Raw genomic sequence first — 18,076 nt, forward strand, 5'->3', positions numbered from 1 at the left:
AGCGGGCGTCCCGCGCACGTAGAATAGAGAAGTTGCAGCCCGGACCCGGTCTTCTGGGCCAGCCAAACTGTCTGGCCTGCGTGGAAAGATCGATGAGTGTTGAGTAGAGAATTGACTGATCCGGCCACCGCCCGCCATGCGCGCGGCGCCTACTTCACCCCGGAACCCGTGGCCAGCTTCATGGCGCAGTGGGCCCTGGGGCAGCACGGCAGCAGGGTTCTGGAACCCTCCTGCGGCGACGCGCAATTCCTGGCCGCCGCGAACGCGGTGCTGGAAGACGGCAGGGGCCCGGTGGAATTGGTGGGCCTGGAGCTGCACGAGCCGTCGGTGCAGGCGGCCCGTGCGCGGATGCAGGCCGCCGGGATCGACGCGCGGATCGAGCAGGCCAACTTCTTCGAGGTTCCCGGGCACTCAGACTTCGATGCGGTCATCGGCAATCCGCCCTATGTGCGCTACCAGCTGCACCGCGGTGCCGACCGGCAGCTCTCGCGCGCCGCGGCCAAGGCCTCGGGCGTGGAGCTGAACGAGCTGGCCAGCATCTGGGCGGCCTTCGTCGTGCACTCCACCAGCTTCCTGGCCGCCGGCGGGCGGCTGGCACTGGTGCTGCCGGCAGAGCTGATGTTCGTGAACTATGCCGGGCCGGTGCGCCAGATGCTGCTCGAGCGCTTCGCCAGCGTGCACCTGGCAGTCTTCGAGGAGCGCCTGTTTGCCGACGCGCAGGAAGAAGTGGTGCTTCTGCTGGCCGAGGGGTACCGCCAGGGCTCCAGCGATTCCTTCAGCCTGCACCAATTCCGCAATGCCCATGACCTGCAGGCCCTGGGCGAGGGCACCCGGCACACCCCGGCGCGCGGCAACGAGCGCTGGACCGGGTCCTTGGTGGGCCTTGAGGCACAGGGGATCTTGTCCGCGGCATTGGCCGCCGGGCGGATGGCGCCACTGCAGTCCTGGGGCGAAACCTCGCTGGGCGCGGTCACCGGCAACAACAAGTGGTTCACGCTTTCCGCCGCGCAGGTCCAGGAGCTGGGATTGGCCGAAGAGGACCTGATCCGCATCTCGCCGCCGGGCTCGCGCCACCTGCGCGGGCTGGAGCTGAGCGGGGAAGGCTGGGAGAAGCTGGCAGCGCACGGGGCGGCGGCCTGGATGTTCCGTCCCGCCGCGGAACCCAGCAACGCCGGCGCGCGCTTCGTGGCCAGCGGCGAACTGCAGAACGTGGACGCGGCCTACAAGTGCCGGGTGCGCTCGCCGTGGTGGCGGGTGCCGGTGCTGTCGGTACCGGATCTGTTCATGACCTACATGAACGCCGATACCCCGCGGCTGACCGCCAACGAGGCCGCCGTGCACCATATCAACTCGGTCCACGGGGTGTACCTCGGCGCCGATGCCAGGGAGCTGGGCCGCGAGCTGCTGCCAGTGGCGTCGCTGAACACGCTGACCATGCTCGGCGCCGAAATGGTGGGACGCTCCTACGGCGGGGGCATCCTGAAGCTGGAGCCGCGCGAAGCCGACCAGCTGCCGGTCCCGGCCATCGGCATGGTGCAGCGCCACGCCCCGGAACTGCGCGCCATCAAGCCCGAGGTGCGCGAGCTGCTGGCCCATGGGCGCAAGCAGGAAGCCACGAACCTGGTGGATTCAGTGGTGCTCAAGGCGCTGCTCGACCTGGAGCCGGAAGCGATCGAGGCGGTGCGCGCGGCGCGGATGAACATGCTCGAACGCCGCAAGGCCAGAAGCAAAGCAGTGAAGGGATAAGAGTGGCCAATCCTGCGATCGAGAAGACCCTGGCCTTCGCCGAATTCGACACCACCTTGATGTCAGCGCCGAAGGATTCGCCCTGGCTGAATAATGGCGCGGTCACCGGGGAATTCAACCCCTCCTACGCGGTGCTCGAACGGCTGCTGAGCATCCCGGTGCGTTCCAAGGCCGTCACCCGTTCGGGCCGCTTCGCCCAGGGCGTGGATGCCTGGCTGGCGCACGAGCTGCGGCGTGCCGGATTCGATGCCGACCTGGTCTGGCCGCGCCCGGAAGCGCCGCGGGTGTTGTCCAGCGACATCCTCCAGCTGCTGCGCAAGCTGCCCGAGCGGCTGGCCGACGAGGTGCACGAGTCCATCATGGCCGGCAAGGCGGGCAGCACCGACGCGCGCATCCTGGGCCGCGCCTACATGAAGCAGACCGACGTGGTGATGACCCACTGGTCCACCGGCCCCGAACTGCTGCTGAGCACCAAGGCGATGACCTCGTCCTTCGGCAAGAATCTGGCCAACCGCTATGAAGAGGCCTACGGCGACGCGGCGAACCTGCGTGCCCGCTACCCGCTGGCCGCCGTCGGGTTCTTCTTCGTGCAGCGCGCCACGATCCTGGAATCCGAGCCGGCGGCCTTCCGCCGCACTGTGGACATGATCCGCAAGCTGCGCGACTTCGGCGACGGCTTCGGCTACACCGCCACCGGCCTGCTGCTGGTGGACTGGGATGATGCGGACGAGCATCCGGAGGTCAAGTGCGTCCATGCCCCGGTGCCGGCCGACATTGCCGCCCCGCAGTTCCTCAACGCCATGGTTGATGCGGTCCTGAAGGTCACCCCGATCGACTTGCACGAGGCAGCTCGCGCTCGCCGGGCCGGCGAAGTCGCCCCGCTGCCGGGCCACGCCATGGTGGACGAGCAGCAGGACGCCCTGTTCTAGCCTGATCCAGAAAGCCGTCCCAGGCCGTCACATCACCGGCACGGCGGAGGCCGGATCCTCGGAGCCGAACTGCGCGGCGAAGCGGTGCATCGGGCTGGCGGGCAGAGCCAGGCTCGGGACCGGCTGCGCGGCGCCAGGCAGCTGGATGGCTACCTGGTCGGCGGAAGCCTGCGGCAGGTCCGCGGCCCACTGCCAGGCGGCTTCGGTGGCCCGGTAGATGAACTTGAGCCGGCCCTCGTGCTCGAAGCTGCGCTCGCGCTGCCACAGCTCTGAGCGCTCGTAGAAGGCCCAGGAGGCAGGGTTCTGCGAATCGATGACGCTGATCGGGGTCTTGCCCGAACGCAGGGCGTGGGCCAGGCGCAATGAGGTCACATGCTGGCGGATACCCAGGCGGCGGTAGTCGGCGCGCACGGCCATGCAGCCCAGTTCCACCGCGTTCATAGAGGACGTCGGCGCCACGATGGAGTCGTGCACCAGTCCGGCGGCAACCAGGGTGCCCTGGTCGCGCACGGTCACCAGGAGGCTGAGGCGATCGAACTTCTGATGCCAGCGCTGGTCGACCACGGTGTAGAGGGTCGCCAATTCGTCGCGCTGGGCTGGCTGAACGCATAGGGATGACAAGGAAAAGTTCAGGTTTTCAAACACTGGGGTACGGTCCTAAAAGCTAAGAACGAACGAAAGATGAGGCTTTGCGCGGTGGATTAAAATCCACTGCGCGGTTTCGTTGGCCTTGAGGGGACCGATGCCGGCGGCTTCCGGCAACTTCCTTGTAGGGTCCAGTTTGAGCTCGATGAGCTAGAAAAATTATGGAGCCTGAAGTCCCTTTTTGACAAGTGGAAAAGGGTACTTTCAGGTGAATCCCAAATAAACCATTCGGCATTGTTTTTCTGCTCTACTCACTGGCCAAGCTGCCGGGATTCAACGCGGCGTTCGATTCGGCACATCGGCGTGTTCGGGGCAGGGATCCGGTGGCTTGAGCCGGGGCCGATTTGGAGCGGGACTCGTTTCCCCGGTAGGATTGCTTATGCACTTGGCTAGCAAGTCAGGGCGCAGATGGATCTTTAGCTCAGTTGGTTAGAGCGTTCGCCTCACACGCGAAAGGTCGCTGGTTCGAGTCCAGTAAGATCCACCAAGAGCGAAAGCCACCGCATTGCGGTGGCTTTCGCCGTCTCCGGCGCAGTCCGGAAGCTAAGCTCCGAGCAGCTGGTGCACCCGTGGCTTGACCTCTTCGCCAAGCAGCTTGATGCTCTCCAGCATCGCCTCGTGCGGCAAGGATCCCGCAGAGTACTTGATGTCGACGCGGGACAGGCCCAGCTCCTGGGCCACCTTGGCCATCTTTTGCGCCACGGTCTCCGGGCTGCCGGCCATCATGGCTCCCTCCGGTCCCATGGAGGCCTGCAAGCGCATTTTGCTGGCAGGCGGCCAGCCCCGTTCGGCCCCCAGCCGGTTCATGGTGCGCTGGTAATGGGGCCAGAGCGTTTCCAGGGCTTCCTCGTCGCTGGAAGCCACCAGGCCATGGAAGTGCGCCGAGACCGGCAGCTGCTCCTGGCCGAATTCCTCCAGCGCGCGGCGGTAGAGGGTGGCCAGGCCTTCGAACGCCGAAGGCTGGCCGCCGATGATGGCCAGGCACAGCGGCAGGCCGTGCCGGGCCGCGCGGATCACCGACTGCGGGCTGCCGCCAACCCCCACCCACGTGGTCAGCGGCTTGCCCTCCAACAGCGGGTAGATCTGCTGGTTGCGCAATGCGGAGCGGTGCTTGCCCTGCCAAGACACCGGTGCGCCGTGGCGCAACTTGGCCAGCAGGTGCAGCTTCTCCTCGAACAGCTCCTCGTAGTCCTCGAGGTCCAGTCCGAACAGCGGGAAGGATTCGATGAAGGAGCCACGACCGGCGATGATCTCGGTCCGCCCGTTGGAGATCGCGTCCAAGGTGGCGAAGCGTTCGTAGACGCGCACCGGGTCGTCGCTGGAGAGCACGGTCACCGCGGTGCCCAGCTTGATGCGCTGCGTGGTGCTGGCCAGCGCGGCCAGCACGATTTCGGGGGAGGTGATGGCGTAGTCGTCGCGGTGGTGCTCGCCCACGCCGAAGAAATCAAGATTCGAGGCTTCGGCCTGCTGCCCTTCGGCGATGACATTGCGGATCACCTGGGCATGGCTCAGCGGGTTGCCGTCGGCGTCCTCGGTGATGTCGCCGAAGGTCTCGGCGCCGATCTCGGGCAAGGGGAACTGCGTAGTCACTGCAACCTCCGAATATATGCAAACACATCTAACTTCCGTTTGGTGCAACCAACTGCGGACCGGCAGTATTCCAGTGGCCGAAAATACCCCTGAATGTGTCCGGGGATACCTCGCGAATTCACCACGTTCCGGCCAACTTCCCATGCACGGGTTGTATGGTGAATCCCATGGGAAAAACTTTGGTTGAGGGGGAGTGATTCGTGGCGCATCGATCTAGCGAGGAGCAGTCCGCCGAGTCGACTGCCGCAGGCGAGGATCCGACTCCTGCCGCTGGCGCCTTGCCCCGCATTGCCACTAGTGAGATCAACATGGGCTTCCATCCGGCGGAACCGGCCGAAGAGCCTGCAATGGCCTCGGAACTGCCGCTCAACACCGCGGTCAGCGCCAATGTGGCGGCTGCCGATGCCTCCGATATCGAGTGGCGCACCGGCCAGGTCCATACCACCGATGAGGGCATCACCCTCATGCCTACCCGTGCCAACCCGGTGGCCCGCCGCCTGCTGGCGAAAATGTGGATCTCGGACACCCCTCCCACCCAGGCGCTGAATATCGTTGAGCGTCTCCAGGGCACGCCTTACGCCAACCCCAAGATCAATGTGGACCAGGACGCATCCAACCGGCGCACCATGGAATTCGCGCTGGACTTGGGCGAGACCCTGATCCGCTACGGCGCAGGCGCCCTGGAAGTGGAAACCAGCATCATCGCGGTGACCGCGGCGCTGGGCCTGAGCCACTTGGATGTGGACATCACCAACCAGTCCCTGCATTTGAACTACAGCCCGCCGGATGCCGAAAGCTATTCGGTGCTGCGCGTGGTTCGCTCCTACACTGCGAACTACGCCGGCATGGTGCTGGTGCACGAGCTCGTCTCGGACATCATTGCCGGTGGCGTATCGCGCACCGCCTCGGCCAAGCGGCTGAAGGAGATCACCCGGCAGCCCAAGCCGTTCCCGCGTTGGATCGTCGCCTGCGGCCGGGCAGTGTTCGCCGCCGCGTTCGTGCTGTTCATCGGCGGTTCTTGGGCCGGCGCGCTGGTGGCGATGCTCTCTTCGAGCCTCGTGACGCAGATCGGCCGGTACGGTTCGCGCTGGCGGGTGCCCGAGTTCTTCACCATTGCCGCCTCGACCTTTGCGGTCACCGGCATCGCCTTGCTGGGGCACCAATTCCATGCACCGCTGGATCCGGCGTTGGTGGTTTCCGGCGGCATCCTGCTGCTGCTCCCGTCGGGCAGGTTCGTCTCGGCATTGCAAGATGCCATCAACGGCTTCCCGGTGACCGCGGTAGGCCGCCTGTTCTCTGCCAGCCTGATCTACGGGGCGATCCTCTGCGGCATTGCCACCGCGTTGGTGATCTCGGATCTGCTCGGCGGGGAAAAGGTCGATGTCCACCAGATCGCGACAACAGAGTATCCGTCTTGGCTACTGGCGATCCTGGTGGGCGTGGCCATCGTTGCCGGTGCGGTCACCGAGCAAAGCGCGCTGCGCCTGCTGCTGCCTACCGCCGGGATTGCTGTCGGCGGCTACCTGGTGCAGCTGCTGGCCGCAAGTATTGGACTCGGTGAACGGGCCACCCCGGCGCTGGTAGCCACGGTGATCGGCTTCGCCGCCCGGCTGGCCGCAGACAAGCTCCGGTCCCCGCAGCTGGTGCTGGCAGCCCCCGCGGTCATGTTCCTGCTTCCCGGCTTGATGATCTTCCGCGCAATGTACGGAATCGTCATCAACGTGGAAGACATGGCCACCGGCCTGGTGGAGATGTTCAACGCGATGGCGATCATGCTTTCCATCGCTGGCGGGGTCGTCTTCGGCGATACGCTGTGCCGTCCGCTGACCTCTACCGCCCGGCGTGAGCGCCGGCGCATCCGCCGACGCTAGGTTCTCGGCAATGACCAGTCGATCGGCTCCTGCCCGCTATCGGACAGGAGCCGATTGATATTCGAGAAGGGCTTGGAACCGAAGAAGCCGCGCGAGGCGGAGAGCGGCGAGGGGTGGGCGCTTTGCAGCTGCATGGCATTGGGCAGCAACCCGGAAAGCTTCTGCGCATGATTGCCCCACAGCAGCGCCACCAAAGGCAGCGGCCGCTCATTCAGCGCCAGGAGGATCGCCTGCAGGATTGGCGCCCACCCCAGCTTCTGGTGCGAGCCGGCATTGCCCGCGGTCACCGAGAGCACCTGGTTCAGCAACAAGACTCCCTGGGACAGCCAGGGACCCAGATCCGGATGTGGGACCGGATCCAGACCGAGATCGGCCTGCAGCTCCTTGTAGATATTGGCCAGAGAACGCGGCAGCGGGCGGACCTGCTTATTCGCCGCGAAGGCCAAGCCGTTGGGGTGGCCGGGCGTCGGATAGGGGTCCTGGCCAATAATTAGGACCTTGACCTCGGATAATGGCAAGCTCAGTGCGCGGAACATCACCTCCGGCGCTGGAAGGATCTGTTCGCCGGCGGCCGAGCGGGCCGCCAAATCGCTGGCCAAGCGACGCAGCAGCGCGTCCTGGCGGCTGAGCGCAGGAACCCAGTCTTCGGCAATAAACCCGTGGTCGGCCATGGATTTTGCGCCGTGGTAGAACGGGAAATCCGCCGCTTCATACACGGGCGCCGCGGCTGGCTCGGGAGCGTCGAAAAGTGCTGGCTGCATATCGTCCATAGAGGCAATTGTGCCGTTTTCTGGCGTGCCTGTGCTCGGCCACACGGTGTTAGGCAAGCAGATTGGTTAGAATATCGGTGGTATATCTACCGGTGGTGGATTGCATGCATAGCCGAAACCCGAGAAAACCGATCCAAGAACCGAGGTGAGAACGTATGGCTGAGAATGGATTGCTGGCGGATTTCGTGATGAACCCGGATTCGGAATTGGACGAGCGTTCGCAACAGATCCTCAACCTGGAAAAGTTGTGGTGGAAGTATGCCGGGGCCAAGGAACAAGCCATTACCAAGCAGTTTTCGATGTCGCCGACGAATTACTACCAGCTGCTGAACCAGCTGATTGAAACCGACGCGGCACTGGCCTACGACCCGATGTTGGTCAAGCGCCTGCGCAGAGCACGTTCTACAAAACGTCGCGTGGGCGGTAAGGTCGGCACGGGACGATAACCCTGCCTGCCGTGACCAATCAGACCTCGAGCAAGGACGAGAATGACCAACTACCCGCGTGACGAATTTGATCGCGTTCCGGAATTCAGCACCCGTGTGGGTTCGCACCACGCCCACGGATGGGCGCAGTCCGCCGCGTCAAAGTCAACCGGTGGGAAACTGCGCTGGGTGGTGCTGACCGCAGTGCTCGTGCTGGTGATCGGTGCCTTGTCCTTCATCTTCGGTCCGCAGCTCAAGGAGACCCTTGCGACTTCGGCTGAAAGCGAAACCTCGCAATCGCAGGAAGAGACGGCCGAGTCCTCCGAGGAAGCAACACCGAGCGAATCCGAATCGCCATCAAGCACCATCGATGACGAAGACGTCCTCTATGGCCAGCTGATTGGCGTCTACAACGCGGCAAGCGTCGCCGGCCTGGCCAACGCTGGCGAGGAAGCCATGACCGAAGCCGGGTTCACCAGCGTCGTCGCCGACAACTGGACCAAGTCGGCCGAAGTGTCCGCGGTCTACTACATGTCCGAGGCCTACCGGACCACCGCTGAAAAAGCCGCAGAAGTCCTGAATATCGACGAAGTCCTGCAGACCAGCAACATTCCGAACCGGGTCACCGTCGTTTTGGGATCCGACGACACCCTGGGGCTCAACGAATAATTCGTTCATAATTCCATACGCTCAGAGCCGATCGGCTTGCACTCGCCATGCGAGAGTGCCAATATTTGTATTAGCACTCATGCGTTGCGACTGCTAACGCCGGTCGGCTTGTGCGTTCACCAGGAACGTCCGAAGCGCCGGATGGCGGATGCGGCGCCTGAAGCGTGGAAAATACCTCAGATAGCGAGAGCTGAAACGGTTGCTGGCCCGATGCCGCGCCGGTCCACTCGTCCGTCGCGGGCGCTGTCTGTCGGTTGCATTTTCGCAAAATCGTCCCGAAAGGACCGTACGCCACAATGGCTAAGATGATTGCATTTGACGAGGAAGCACGCCGCGGACTAGAGCGCGGCCTGAACACCCTTGCTGACGCCGTGAAGGTCACCCTGGGCCCACGCGGCCGCAACGTTGTTCTGGAGAAGAAGTGGGGCGCTCCTACTATCACCAACGACGGCGTGTCCATCGCTAAGGAAATCGACCTCGAAGAGCCTTACGAGAAGATCGGCGCAGAGCTGGTCAAGGAAGTTGCCAAGAAGACTGACGACGTCGCCGGCGACGGTACCACCACCGCAACCGTGCTCGCACAGGCACTGGTCAAGGAAGGCCTGCGCAACGTTGCCGCAGGTGCTGACCCAATCGCACTGCGTCGCGGCATCGACAAGGCTGTAGAAGCCGTCACCGCCGAGCTGTTCGCCGCTGCGAAGAAGATCGAGTCCAAGGAGCAGATCGCCGCTACCGCTTCGATCTCCGCAGGCGATACCGAGATCGGCGCCCTGATCGCTGAGGCTCTGGACAAGGTTGGCGAGCAGGGTGTCATCACCGTTGAAGAGTCCAACACCTTCGGCCTGGAGCTGGAGCTGGCAGAGGGCATGCGCTTCGACAAGGGCTACATCTCCGCTTACTTCGTCACCGACGCAGAGCGCCAGGAAACCGTTCTCGAGGACCCATACATCCTCATCGTGAACTCGAAGATCTCCTCGGTCAAGGACATGGTGACCTTGCTGGAGAAGGTCATGCAGTCGAACAAGTCGCTGCTGATCATCGCCGAAGACGTCGAGGGCGAAGCCCTGGCCACCCTGATCCTGAACAAGATCCGCGGCCTGTTCAAGTCCGTTGCCGTCAAGGCTCCGGGCTTCGGCGATCGCCGCAAGGCCATGCTGACCGACATCGCCATCCTCACCGGCGGCCAGGTCGTCTCCGAGGAAATCGGCCTGTCGCTGGACAACGTCGGCCTGGAGGTCCTGGGTACCGCCCGCAAGGTCGTCATCACCAAGGACGAGACCACCATCGTTGAAGGCGGCGGCGAAGCCGACGCCATCGAGGGCCGCAAGGCGCAGATCGCAGCCGAGATCAAGAACACCGACTCGGACTACGACCGCGAGAAGCTGCAGGAGCGCCACGCAAAGCTCTCCGGCGGTGTCGCTGTGCTGAAGGCCGGCGCTGCTACCGAGGTGGAGCTCAAGGAGCGCAAGCACCGCATCGAGGATGCCGTGCGCAACGCCAAGGCTGCTGTTGAAGAAGGCATCGTCGCCGGTGGCGGCGTTGCACTGATTCAGGCTGGCGCCGCTGCTTTCGAGAAGCTGGCTCTGGAAGGCGACGAGGCAACCGGTGCGAACATCGTTCGCGTTGGCATCGAAGCCCCGCTGAAGCAGATCGCACTGAACGCCGGCCTGGAGCCAGGCGTTGTCGCTGACAAGGTCAAGGGCCTGGCTGCTGGCCACGGCCTGAACGCCGCAACCGGCGAGTACGTGAACCTGCTCGAAGCAGGCGTCAACGACCCAGTGAAGGTGACCCGTTCGGCACTGCAGAACGCCGCATCGATCGCTGGCCTGTTCCTGACCACCGAAGCTGTTGTCGCAGATAAGCCAGCTCCTGCTGGCGCTGCTCCAGCCGGTGGCGATGACATGGGCGGCATGGGCGGAATGGGCGGCTTCTAAGCTTCCCGCATGCACTAAGCACGCAGTCAACGCGCCGATGGCCCGGATCCTTCCAAGGAAGGATCCGGGCCATCGGCCGTTGTGCGTGCAACGGGCACCGGGCTAAAGCCAGCCATGCAGCAGTTCCAGTTCGGTCTGCAGATTATGCCGGGCGATGCGATCCCAGCGCTGGTATCCGGCGGGGGTGCCGTAGATCCGTTCCTTCTCCAGCAAGCTGGCTAGGATCTTGCTGCGCCCGGCGGCAAGCACATGGCGCGGAAGATGCTCGTACTCCTTGTAGACCGCCTCGGCATAGCGCTGGTAGGCCGCGGCAGGACGGGCTAGGACCTCCAGATCGGCATCGCAGAGGATATGTCCCAGGCGATCGGTTTCTGCGGGCGCATGCGTTGCGGTGAGCATGACCAGGTCGCTGACCTTCGACACGGCACCGGGGGAGAGCACTCCCCACAGCCGCTCGCGGGCCATGATTGCCGATTTGAATTCGTCTTCGCTGGTTCCCTCGTAGACGGCATCGTGGAACCAGGCGGCGAGCTGGAGGAGCATGAGCTCTTCAGGATCGGTCTGGTTCTTGGCCAGCCAGTCGATGGCTTCCAGCACGGAGAGCAGATGGACCCGGTCATGGTAGTGCCGGTGGCTCTGGGACCAACAGCCCAGCAGCTCGGATCCGAGCTGCGGTTCGGTAGGCAAGGTGCGGGACCACCGGCGGGCGAGCACCGCCCCTAATTTCTCCGGACGGTATTTGGCCGGGATCCGAATCCCGGATTCGACCAGTGCCCTCACCAGTTCGCTGCCGGTGACCTCGAGAGCGCCGGCGGAAACGAGCTCGTCGTAGCGTTCGCGCGGGACATCGTAATGGTCCCGGTCGAAGGCACGGCGCGAGATGTCCTGCTGCTCGGCGAACTGATGCAGTTCAGCCAATGACGTATCCGACACCAGATGGGCGAAGAGCGTGCCGTGGGCAGGCCAGCGCGGCGGGTCAATCAGAATGCTCATGATGCTAAGCCTACTGATCAACCTGCCGCTGCGCGTGCGCTGGTCAGTATCGGAACAGCGAGGTATTGACCTGCTCGACCTCTTCGTACTGCATGGAGGCGTGGTTCAGCGCGGTGGCAATGCTGCTCAGCGCCTCCTCGATCTGGACATGCGTTGAACGCCATTCGGCCACGATCGACTGGAAGGAAGCCGCGGCGGAGCCCTGCCACGTGCTTTGCAATTGGTCCAGGTTCATCTGCATGGTTGAGACTTCATTGCGCAGCCGGTCGATGGTATTCATGACGGCCTGGGATTTTACCTGCATCTCACCGGTGTTGGTGGAGAACGTGCTCACTGAAATCACCCTTTCTAAAATACGTGAATCGGTCACTGATGCACTTACCCTAGAAACACCGCACCCCGTGCCGGAGCAAACCGGCACGGGGTGTGGAGAAGTCCAACGGCGCTAATCCTCGGTATCGTCGACTTCCGGGGCCTTCGGTTCAGGAAGCGGCACGTAGGGCATCGAGATGGACATCGTTGCTCCTCCGCCGGGGGTATCGGCCAACGCCACCGAACCACCGTGCTGCTGGACGATGGCCGCTACGATTGCCAAGCCCAGTCCGGAACCGCCGGTCTCGCGATGGCGCGAGCTGTCGGAGCGGTAGAAGCGTTCGAAGATCCGCTTGGAGTCTTCGGCCGGGATGCCCGGGCCATGGTCGCGGACCTCAACGACGGCGTCCATCGTTCCGGCCACCAGTGAACGCACGCCCACGGCAATTTCCAGCGGTGAACCTTCCGGGGTGTAGCGCAGCGCATTGGTGAGCAGGTTGGCAATGATCTGCCGGATCCTGGCGTCATCGCCGACGGTGCTGGCCGGGCTTGGCCGGTCGGAGGTCAGCCCGACGAGCTTGACGGTGCGGTCGGGTGCGCGGACCTTGGTGTCTTCCACCGCGTCCTGGCCGAGGACCAGCAGGTCCACCGGCTGCCGTTCCATGGGGCGTTGCTCGTCCAGGCGGGCGAGCATCAACAGGTCTTCAACGAGGCGCGCCATGCGCTTGGATTCGCCTTCGATGCGGCTCATCGCCGAATCCATGGCTTCCGGATCCGCCAGCCCGCCGTAGCGATAGAACTCAGAGTAGCCCTGGATAGTCACCAACGGGGTGCGCAACTCATGCGAGGCGTCCTGGATGAAGCGGCGCATCTTCTGCTCGGAAGCTTCGCGGTCGTTGAACGCCTTTTCGATCTGGGCCAGCATGGCGTTCAGCGAGCGGGAAAGCCTGCCCACTTCGGTCTCTGCCGGGTAGTCCTTCACGCGTTGGGACAGGTCGCCGTCGGCGATCATCGACGCGGTGCGCTCCACATTGATCAGCGGCTTGAGCGAACGTCCGGTGAGGCCATAGGCGATCATCGACATCAGCAGAGCGGTGAGCGTGCCGGTGGAGAGCACCAGCACCGCGGTCTGGTTCACGGTGCGGTTCACATTGTCCAGTGGCAGGGACAAGAACAGGTTCAGTTCGCTGCTCTTCAGCGGGATCATGACCGTGCGCCAGCCAGCGGAGGTGGGGAAAGCACCGGGAACCGTGGCGGGGGAATTCGGGTGGGCCGCCAGCTGCTGGATCTGCTCCATGTTCAGCAACGGCAAATCCGTACCGTTGGATGGGCCCACCCGCGAACGCGGCATCACGTAGACGATCTCGCCATCCTGGTCGCGGATGTCGGCGTAGGCGCTGCTCAGTCCCAGCAGTGTGGCATCGACGTCCAGCGCGTCACGGCTGCCGTTGTCCTCATTCAGGGAGTAGAGGTAGGCCTTGTTGAGCCCGTAAGCCATCGTCGACTTGGACACATTCAGCTGCTTGTCGATCTGGCTGGTCATCGCGATCCTCAGCGTGTGCGCTGAGCCGATGGCGGTAGCGAAGATCGCGACGATCATCAGTCCAAGCATGACCGCGACCAGCTTGGTCCGCAGCGAGGTGCGGCGCCACTGGGCTCGAAATGACTTCATATGGTGACTTTACAAGGCCTTCAACTATTGGCGCGGACCGTTACATGTGCCTTTAGCGGCGGTCCGGGGTGCGCATCAGGTAGCCGACGCCGCGTTTGGTCTGGATCAGTGCTGGCCATTCCGGGCGGTCCACCTTGCGGCGCAGGTAGGAGATGTATGACTCGACGATCGAGGCATCGCCGTTGAAGTCGTATTCCCACACGTGGTCCAGGATCTGCGACTTGGACAGCACGCGGTTCGGATTCATCATCAGGTAGCGCAGCAACTTGAATTCGGTGGGGGAGAGATCGATGATCTCGCCGGCGCGGCGGACCTCGTGCGCGTCGTCATCCAGTTCAAGGTCGGCAACGACAATCGTCGCGTTCTCGTCCTCGCCGCTGGCGGTGCGGCGCAGCACGGCACGGATGCGGGCTACGACCTCGTCCAAGCTGAATGGCTTGGTGACATAGTCGTCGCCGCCGACGGTCAGGCCGGTGACCTTGTCGTTGGTGTCATCGCGGGCGGTCAGGAACAGCACCGGGAAGTGGCGTCCGGCGGCGCGCAGCTTGCGGGTGATGGTGAAGCCGTCCATGTCCGGAAGCATGACGTCCAGGACAGCCAGGTCGGGTTCCTCGGCCTCGACGGCCGCGAGGGCTTCGCGCCCGTTGGCGGCAGCGACAACTTCGAAGCCTGCAAAGCGCAGGGAAGTGGAGAGCAGTTCGCGGATGTTCGGCTCGTCGTCAACAACGAGAAGTTTTGCCTCAGCAGTTTTTGGACTCATGAATCCCAGTGTGCCGAATTAGTCTGGGAGTCTCCTGAGCGAATCCTGGGGTAGCTGCTTAGCTTTTCCGGCGCTTGGCGATGTTTCCGAAGACCACGATGGCGGCCAGGATGAATGCCATGGGCAAGCCTACGCGCGCGAAGAGCATGAGCACGGGCGGGATGGCGATCTCCTGGAAATAGAAGACGAGAGTTCCAATTAGCGCCAGGGTGGAAAGGATGGCGATGATGATCGCCAGGCGGGACAGTGCAGTCATGGTTTTGGATGAATCGCTCACGGTACCAAGTTTAGCCGTGGAGCCCGGGCTGGCGGTGCCGAATGCCGAGAACGGCGTGCAAAGATGAATTCCGCGTGCCAGTGATGACATAATCTTAGATTAAGGACTTCAACCGATCCAACAGATTGAGCACCCGGCAAAGAAGCACAGAAGAATTCCGGCAGTGGCTCCGTTGGATCGAACATATGAATATGCATGGCGCTGAGCCGGCCTCGGCCATGCAACTTAGTTAAAGAACGAACGAGGTAAATGATCATGCCTAGCGGCAAGGTTAAGTGGTACGAAAAGGCCAAGGGCTTCGGTTTCATCACCGCAGAAGACGGCAAGGAAATCTACGTCAATGCCGCGGCATTGCCCGAAGGCGTGCATGACCTGCGCCCCGGAACCCGATTGGAATTCGGCGTTGCCGAAGGCCGTCGCGGACCGCAGGCGCTGAGCCTGCGATTGCTGGACGCGGCCCCATCGGTAGCTCGCGCCAAGCGCAAGAAGCCTGAAGATGAAGCCGTGCTGATCGAGGATCTTATTAAGCTGCTCGACAACGTTTCCAATAGCTTGCGCAATGGGCGTTATCCTGAACAGGCATATGGCAAGAAGGTTGCTACCGTGCTTCGCGCGGTAGCCGACGATCTGGACGCATAAATAATGGCCCGTAAACCCAAGTTGGACACCACCCTCGCCGAAGCAGTGAATGCTGCTCGCGACGCGCTCGCAGAAATTGCCGGCGCGTCGGAAGTCGGCGAACACCTAGGCGTCACGGCGGAAGGTGAGCGACTTGTCACCCATCGTTTTGTCTCCCAGAAAACGGGATATCAAGGATGGACCTGGTTTGCCACGCTTGCGCGGGTGCCACGGGCCAAGTCCAAGGATCTGACGGTGTGCGAAGTGGGCATCATCGCAGGGGAGCAGTCACTGCTGGCCCCGGCATGGGTGCCATGGGCAGACCGCCTGGCCAAGGAAGAGATTGAAGCAGCCAAGGCCGCGGAAGCCGCAGAAGCCGCAGGAGACGGGGCTGGATCCGGCAACGAAGCTGAAGTAGCCGAATCCGCGAAGCCGGCGGAGAATCCGGAAGCATCGGAGCCAGTAGCTGAAGCGAAGGACCAGGACGCCGAAACCGAAGCGGTGAATGCCGAAAACGATGATGAGGCTTCGCAGCCGCACAAGTCGCCAGCACGTCGCCAGGTGCGTCGCCGCCGCACCGCGCAGCGCACGGCAGCCCGCCGCAGGGCAGCGCAGCGCAACCGCACGCGCAAGGAAAGCTAGGCAGCAGCGAAAAAGACCTTCGCGCAACGATGATGAATCGCTGCGCGAAGGTCTTTGGCCTTAATCGGCTGCTTAGAGCTGTTCGATCACGTAGTCGATGCACTTGAGCAGTGCCTCGACATCGCTTGGCTCAATTGCAACGAACGTGGCGATACGCAGCTGGTTGCGACCGAGCTTGCGGTATGGCTCCACGTCGACAACGCCATTGGCGCGCAGTGCCTTGGCAATTGCCGAGGCATCGACCGAGTCGTCGAAGTCGATGGTGGAGATGACATTCGAGCGGTGCGCCGGGTTGGCAACATAGGGCGAAGCGACGTCGGAAGCCTCGGCCCAATCACGGATCTTGCCCGCCGATTCCGCGGTGCGCTGCGCTGCCCACTTCAGGCCGCCGTTGGCATTGATCCACTTGATCTGTGCATCCAGTCCAACCAGGGTGGTCAGCGAGGGGGTGTTGTAGGTCTGGTTCTTCAAGGAGTTGTCCAGCGCGGTCGCCAGGTTCAAGAAGTCCGGGATCCAGCGGTCGGTTGCCGCGATTTCCTCGATGCGGGCAATGGCAGCAGGGGAGACGAAGGCGAGCCACAGGCCGCCGTCCGAGGCGAAGTTCTTCTGCGGAGCGAAGTAGTACACGTCGGTTTCGGCCAGATCGACATCCAGGCCGCCGGCGGCGCTGGTTGCGTCAATGACTACCAGCGCATCATCATTAGCGCCAGGAACGCGCTTGATTGGGGCCGCGGCACCGGTGGAGGTCTCGTTGTGCGGCCACGCGTAGAGGTCTACGTCGGCTTCGGCGACTGGCTCGGGAACGGTGCCCGGCTCTCCGACAATGATCGAGGAAGGCTCCAGGAATGGCGCCTTGTCGGTGGCCTTGGCGAACTTCGAGCCGAATTCGCCGAAGGACAGGTGCTGCGCCTTGGAGCGGACCAGGCTGAATGCTGCGGCGTCCCAGAATGCGGTGGAGCCACCTACGCCGAGGAGAACTTCGTACCCTTCGGGAGCGTTGAACATTTGCTTCAAGCCATCCTGAACCGAAGCGACGAGGTTCTTGACCGGAGCTTGGCGGTGGGACGTGCCGAGCAATTCGGGGCCGGCATCGACGATGGCCTGGATCTGTTCTGCGCGGACCTTGGACGGTCCTGCGCCGAATCGACCATCGGCGGGCAGAAGATTTTCTGGAATGTTGATGTCCGTGCTCATCGCGCTCCTCTTGTAGCGATAGATTGAAGTGCCATGTCGGCCACTATTACCCGTTGTTCGGAATATTGATAGATAGCCTTGGCGTTTCAATAGATATCTTCGCAAATAGCGGGGGGTCGTGAGAAAAGCGCGTCGGTCGGTTACGCCGAAGGCTTGGCGGGTTACAGAGCTTTCTGTCGCTCCAACCAAGTAGAGTGGGGTATTGACGCCACGTATTTTTCAAGCGAACTTATTTGTTGTGACTTCCAGGAGCGGCTGCTGTGTCTGATCTTATCGATACAACCGAGATGTATCTGCGTACCATTCTTGAGCTTCAAGAAGAGGAGATCGTGGCACTGCGTGCCCGAATCGCAGAGCGTCTTGGCCACTCGGGCCCGACTGTGTCGCAGACGGTTGCGCGCATGGAGCGCGACGGCCTGGTTATCGTATCGACCGATCGCCACCTTGCGTTGACCGAGAAAGGTCACGAATTGGCCACGGGCGTGATGCGCAAGCATCGTTTGGCGGAGCGCCTGCTCTCGGACATCATCGGCTTGGACTGGGAGTACGTGCACGATGAAGCGTGCCGCTGGGAGCACGTCATGAGTGAGCGTGTTGAGCGCCGGCTCTTCGACCTGCTCGGCAAGCCAACCGTGTCGCCATATGGCAACCCGATTCCGGGTCTGGAAGTCCTCGGTGGCCCTAAGGTGGGCGAAATCTCACACGAGGTCGAGAATTTGGATGACGCGCTGTTGTCCGGAAACGTCGGCCCGGTGGCGATTGAGCGTCTGGCCGAACCGATCCAAACCGACCCAATCCTGCTCGGACAACTGAACGAAGGTGGAATCCGCCCGGGTGCGATTGTCACCTTGGAGCGCGCCGACGACTACGTTGTAGTGCGTGTGGATGGCATCGAAGGCGCGCTGGAGCTGCCGGTTGAGGTCAGTGCCCACGTATTTGTAAAGTCCCTGAAAAGATAACGAAATTGTAACTTTTGGCTTTGACAGGTAACGTTAATCATCGGAGCTAGCGAACTAGCTAGCTCTGTCC

Annotated in this window: 18 protein-coding genes and 1 tRNA gene; 10 read left to right on the forward strand and 9 right to left on the reverse strand. The window is 62.9% G+C overall.

Annotated elements, in window-relative coordinates:
- The first annotated feature begins 99 nt into the window (after nt 1-99).
- Together ACLQ8T_RS02580 and ACLQ8T_RS02585 are read left to right on the forward strand one after the other, a co-directional pair.
- On the forward strand, nt 100-1,746 hold the full coding sequence (locus tag ACLQ8T_RS02580; RefSeq protein ID WP_413455593.1) for an N-6 DNA methylase: 1,647 nt from the start codon (nt 100-102) through the stop codon (nt 1,744-1,746).
- A 2-nt stretch (nt 1,747-1,748) separates the two neighbouring features.
- Nucleotides 1,749-2,675, forward strand: a complete 927-nt coding sequence (locus tag ACLQ8T_RS02585) for a hypothetical protein (RefSeq protein WP_413455594.1) — start codon at nt 1,749-1,751, stop codon at nt 2,673-2,675.
- 27 nt (nt 2,676-2,702) lie between these two features.
- Here the strand turns inward: ACLQ8T_RS02585 and ACLQ8T_RS02590 are convergent, their stop codons facing one another.
- Nucleotides 2,703-3,320 carry a GNAT family N-acetyltransferase gene (locus ACLQ8T_RS02590; RefSeq protein WP_128471657.1) on the reverse strand — a complete coding sequence of 206 codons (618 nt, stop codon included), beginning with the start codon at nt 3,318-3,320 and terminating at the stop codon, nt 2,703-2,705.
- 410 nt (nt 3,321-3,730) lie between these two features.
- On the opposite strand from ACLQ8T_RS02590, the gene ACLQ8T_RS02595 reads away from it, so the two are divergent.
- Nucleotides 3,731-3,807 (forward strand) — tRNA-Val (locus tag ACLQ8T_RS02595).
- Nucleotides 3,808-3,863: 56 nt separating this feature from the next.
- On the opposite strand, the gene ACLQ8T_RS02600 is transcribed toward ACLQ8T_RS02595, so the two are convergent.
- Nucleotides 3,864-4,910, reverse strand: coding sequence for an LLM class flavin-dependent oxidoreductase (locus ACLQ8T_RS02600; RefSeq protein ID WP_413455595.1), 1,047 nt, complete (start codon nt 4,908-4,910; stop codon nt 3,864-3,866).
- Nucleotides 4,911-5,110: 200 nt separating this feature from the next.
- Between ACLQ8T_RS02600 and ACLQ8T_RS02605 the strand changes: the two genes are divergently transcribed.
- Nucleotides 5,111-6,781 (forward strand): threonine/serine ThrE exporter family protein, encoded by a 1,671-nt coding sequence (locus ACLQ8T_RS02605; RefSeq protein WP_413455596.1) that lies wholly within the window; start codon nt 5,111-5,113, stop codon nt 6,779-6,781.
- On the opposite strand, the gene ACLQ8T_RS02610 is transcribed toward ACLQ8T_RS02605, so the two are convergent.
- Nucleotides 6,778-7,551 (reverse strand): uracil-DNA glycosylase, encoded by a 774-nt coding sequence (locus tag ACLQ8T_RS02610; RefSeq protein WP_413455597.1) that lies wholly within the window; start codon nt 7,549-7,551, stop codon nt 6,778-6,780. The genes ACLQ8T_RS02605 and ACLQ8T_RS02610 overlap by 4 nt on opposite strands.
- A 155-nt stretch (nt 7,552-7,706) precedes the next feature.
- Here ACLQ8T_RS02610 and ACLQ8T_RS02615 point away from each other — a divergent pair, with 155 nt between their 5' ends.
- The 3 genes from ACLQ8T_RS02615 (at nt 7,707) to groL (ending at nt 10,579) form a co-directional block, all read left to right on the forward strand.
- Nucleotides 7,707-7,997: a DUF3263 domain-containing protein gene (locus tag ACLQ8T_RS02615; RefSeq protein ID WP_038990048.1), complete on the forward strand. Its 291-nt coding sequence runs from the start codon at nt 7,707-7,709 to the stop codon at nt 7,995-7,997.
- Between the two features lie 42 nt (nt 7,998-8,039).
- Nucleotides 8,040-8,645, forward strand: coding sequence for a LytR C-terminal domain-containing protein (locus tag ACLQ8T_RS02620; RefSeq protein WP_204720571.1), 606 nt, complete (start codon nt 8,040-8,042; stop codon nt 8,643-8,645).
- A gap of 296 nt (nt 8,646-8,941) precedes the next feature.
- Nucleotides 8,942-10,579: a chaperonin GroEL gene (groL, locus tag ACLQ8T_RS02625; protein ID WP_204720573.1), complete on the forward strand. Its 1,638-nt coding sequence runs from the start codon at nt 8,942-8,944 to the stop codon at nt 10,577-10,579.
- A 102-nt stretch (nt 10,580-10,681) separates the two neighbouring features.
- Here groL and ACLQ8T_RS02630 read toward each other — a convergent pair whose 3' ends face one another.
- From ACLQ8T_RS02630 to ACLQ8T_RS02650, 5 genes are all read right to left on the reverse strand, one after another.
- On the reverse strand, nt 10,682-11,572 hold the full coding sequence (locus ACLQ8T_RS02630; protein ID WP_204720575.1) for a DUF4031 domain-containing protein: 891 nt from the start codon (nt 11,570-11,572) through the stop codon (nt 10,682-10,684).
- Between the two features lie 43 nt (nt 11,573-11,615).
- Entirely contained in the window at nt 11,616-11,906 is a 291-nt protein-coding gene (locus ACLQ8T_RS02635) for a WXG100 family type VII secretion target (protein WP_038990044.1), read from the reverse strand.
- 111 nt (nt 11,907-12,017) lie between these two features.
- Nucleotides 12,018-13,556 (reverse strand): sensor histidine kinase, encoded by a 1,539-nt coding sequence (locus ACLQ8T_RS02640; protein ID WP_204720577.1) that lies wholly within the window; start codon nt 13,554-13,556, stop codon nt 12,018-12,020.
- 52 nt (nt 13,557-13,608) lie between these two features.
- A complete protein-coding gene (locus tag ACLQ8T_RS02645) occupies nt 13,609-14,316 on the reverse strand; it encodes a response regulator transcription factor (RefSeq protein WP_038990042.1) in 708 nt (235 codons plus the stop codon).
- 58 nt (nt 14,317-14,374) lie between these two features.
- Nucleotides 14,375-14,593: a hypothetical protein gene (locus ACLQ8T_RS02650; protein ID WP_204720579.1), complete on the reverse strand. Its 219-nt coding sequence runs from the start codon at nt 14,591-14,593 to the stop codon at nt 14,375-14,377.
- Between the two features lie 255 nt (nt 14,594-14,848).
- Between ACLQ8T_RS02650 and ACLQ8T_RS02655 the strand changes: the two genes are divergently transcribed.
- Nucleotides 14,849-15,232, forward strand: coding sequence for a cold-shock protein (locus ACLQ8T_RS02655; protein WP_204720581.1), 384 nt, complete (start codon nt 14,849-14,851; stop codon nt 15,230-15,232).
- A 3-nt stretch (nt 15,233-15,235) separates the two neighbouring features.
- Nucleotides 15,236-15,853, forward strand: coding sequence for a DUF3027 domain-containing protein (locus tag ACLQ8T_RS02660; RefSeq protein WP_413455598.1), 618 nt, complete (start codon nt 15,236-15,238; stop codon nt 15,851-15,853).
- A gap of 72 nt (nt 15,854-15,925) precedes the next feature.
- Here ACLQ8T_RS02660 and serC read toward each other — a convergent pair whose 3' ends face one another.
- Nucleotides 15,926-17,047 (reverse strand): phosphoserine transaminase, encoded by a 1,122-nt coding sequence (gene serC, locus ACLQ8T_RS02665; RefSeq protein WP_204720585.1) that lies wholly within the window; start codon nt 17,045-17,047, stop codon nt 15,926-15,928.
- A gap of 260 nt (nt 17,048-17,307) precedes the next feature.
- Here serC and ACLQ8T_RS02670 point away from each other — a divergent pair, with 260 nt between their 5' ends.
- Entirely contained in the window at nt 17,308-18,006 is a 699-nt protein-coding gene (locus tag ACLQ8T_RS02670) for an iron dependent repressor, metal binding and dimerization domain protein (RefSeq protein WP_204720587.1), read from the forward strand.
- The last annotated feature ends 70 nt before the right edge of the window (nt 18,007-18,076 follow it).

Source organism: Glutamicibacter sp. FR1 (assembly GCF_047300825.1).
GTDB classification, from domain to species: domain Bacteria; phylum Actinomycetota; class Actinomycetes; order Actinomycetales; family Micrococcaceae; genus Glutamicibacter; species Glutamicibacter nicotianae.

Excerpts from the sequence above, each read along its gene's own strand:
- ACLQ8T_RS02660 (WP_413455598.1), top strand. The coding sequence starts at position 15,236 with ATGGCCCGTAAACCCAAGTTGGACACCACCCTCGCCGAAGCAGTGAAT.
- ACLQ8T_RS02630 (WP_204720575.1), bottom strand. The coding sequence starts at position 11,572 with ATGAGCATTCTGATTGACCCGCCGCGCTGGCCTGCCCACGGCACGCTC.
- ACLQ8T_RS02655 (WP_204720581.1), top strand. The coding sequence starts at position 14,849 with ATGCCTAGCGGCAAGGTTAAGTGGTACGAAAAGGCCAAGGGCTTCGGT.
- ACLQ8T_RS02615 (WP_038990048.1), top strand. The coding sequence starts at position 7,707 with ATGGCTGAGAATGGATTGCTGGCGGATTTCGTGATGAACCCGGATTCG.
- groL (WP_204720573.1), top strand. The coding sequence starts at position 8,942 with ATGGCTAAGATGATTGCATTTGACGAGGAAGCACGCCGCGGACTAGAG.
- ACLQ8T_RS02620 (WP_204720571.1), top strand. The coding sequence starts at position 8,040 with ATGACCAACTACCCGCGTGACGAATTTGATCGCGTTCCGGAATTCAGC.
- ACLQ8T_RS02610 (WP_413455597.1), bottom strand. The coding sequence starts at position 7,551 with ATGGACGATATGCAGCCAGCACTTTTCGACGCTCCCGAGCCAGCCGCG.
- serC (WP_204720585.1), bottom strand. The coding sequence starts at position 17,047 with ATGAGCACGGACATCAACATTCCAGAAAATCTTCTGCCCGCCGATGGT.
- ACLQ8T_RS02645 (WP_038990042.1), bottom strand. The coding sequence starts at position 14,316 with ATGAGTCCAAAAACTGCTGAGGCAAAACTTCTCGTTGTTGACGACGAG.
- ACLQ8T_RS02640 (WP_204720577.1), bottom strand. The coding sequence starts at position 13,556 with ATGAAGTCATTTCGAGCCCAGTGGCGCCGCACCTCGCTGCGGACCAAG.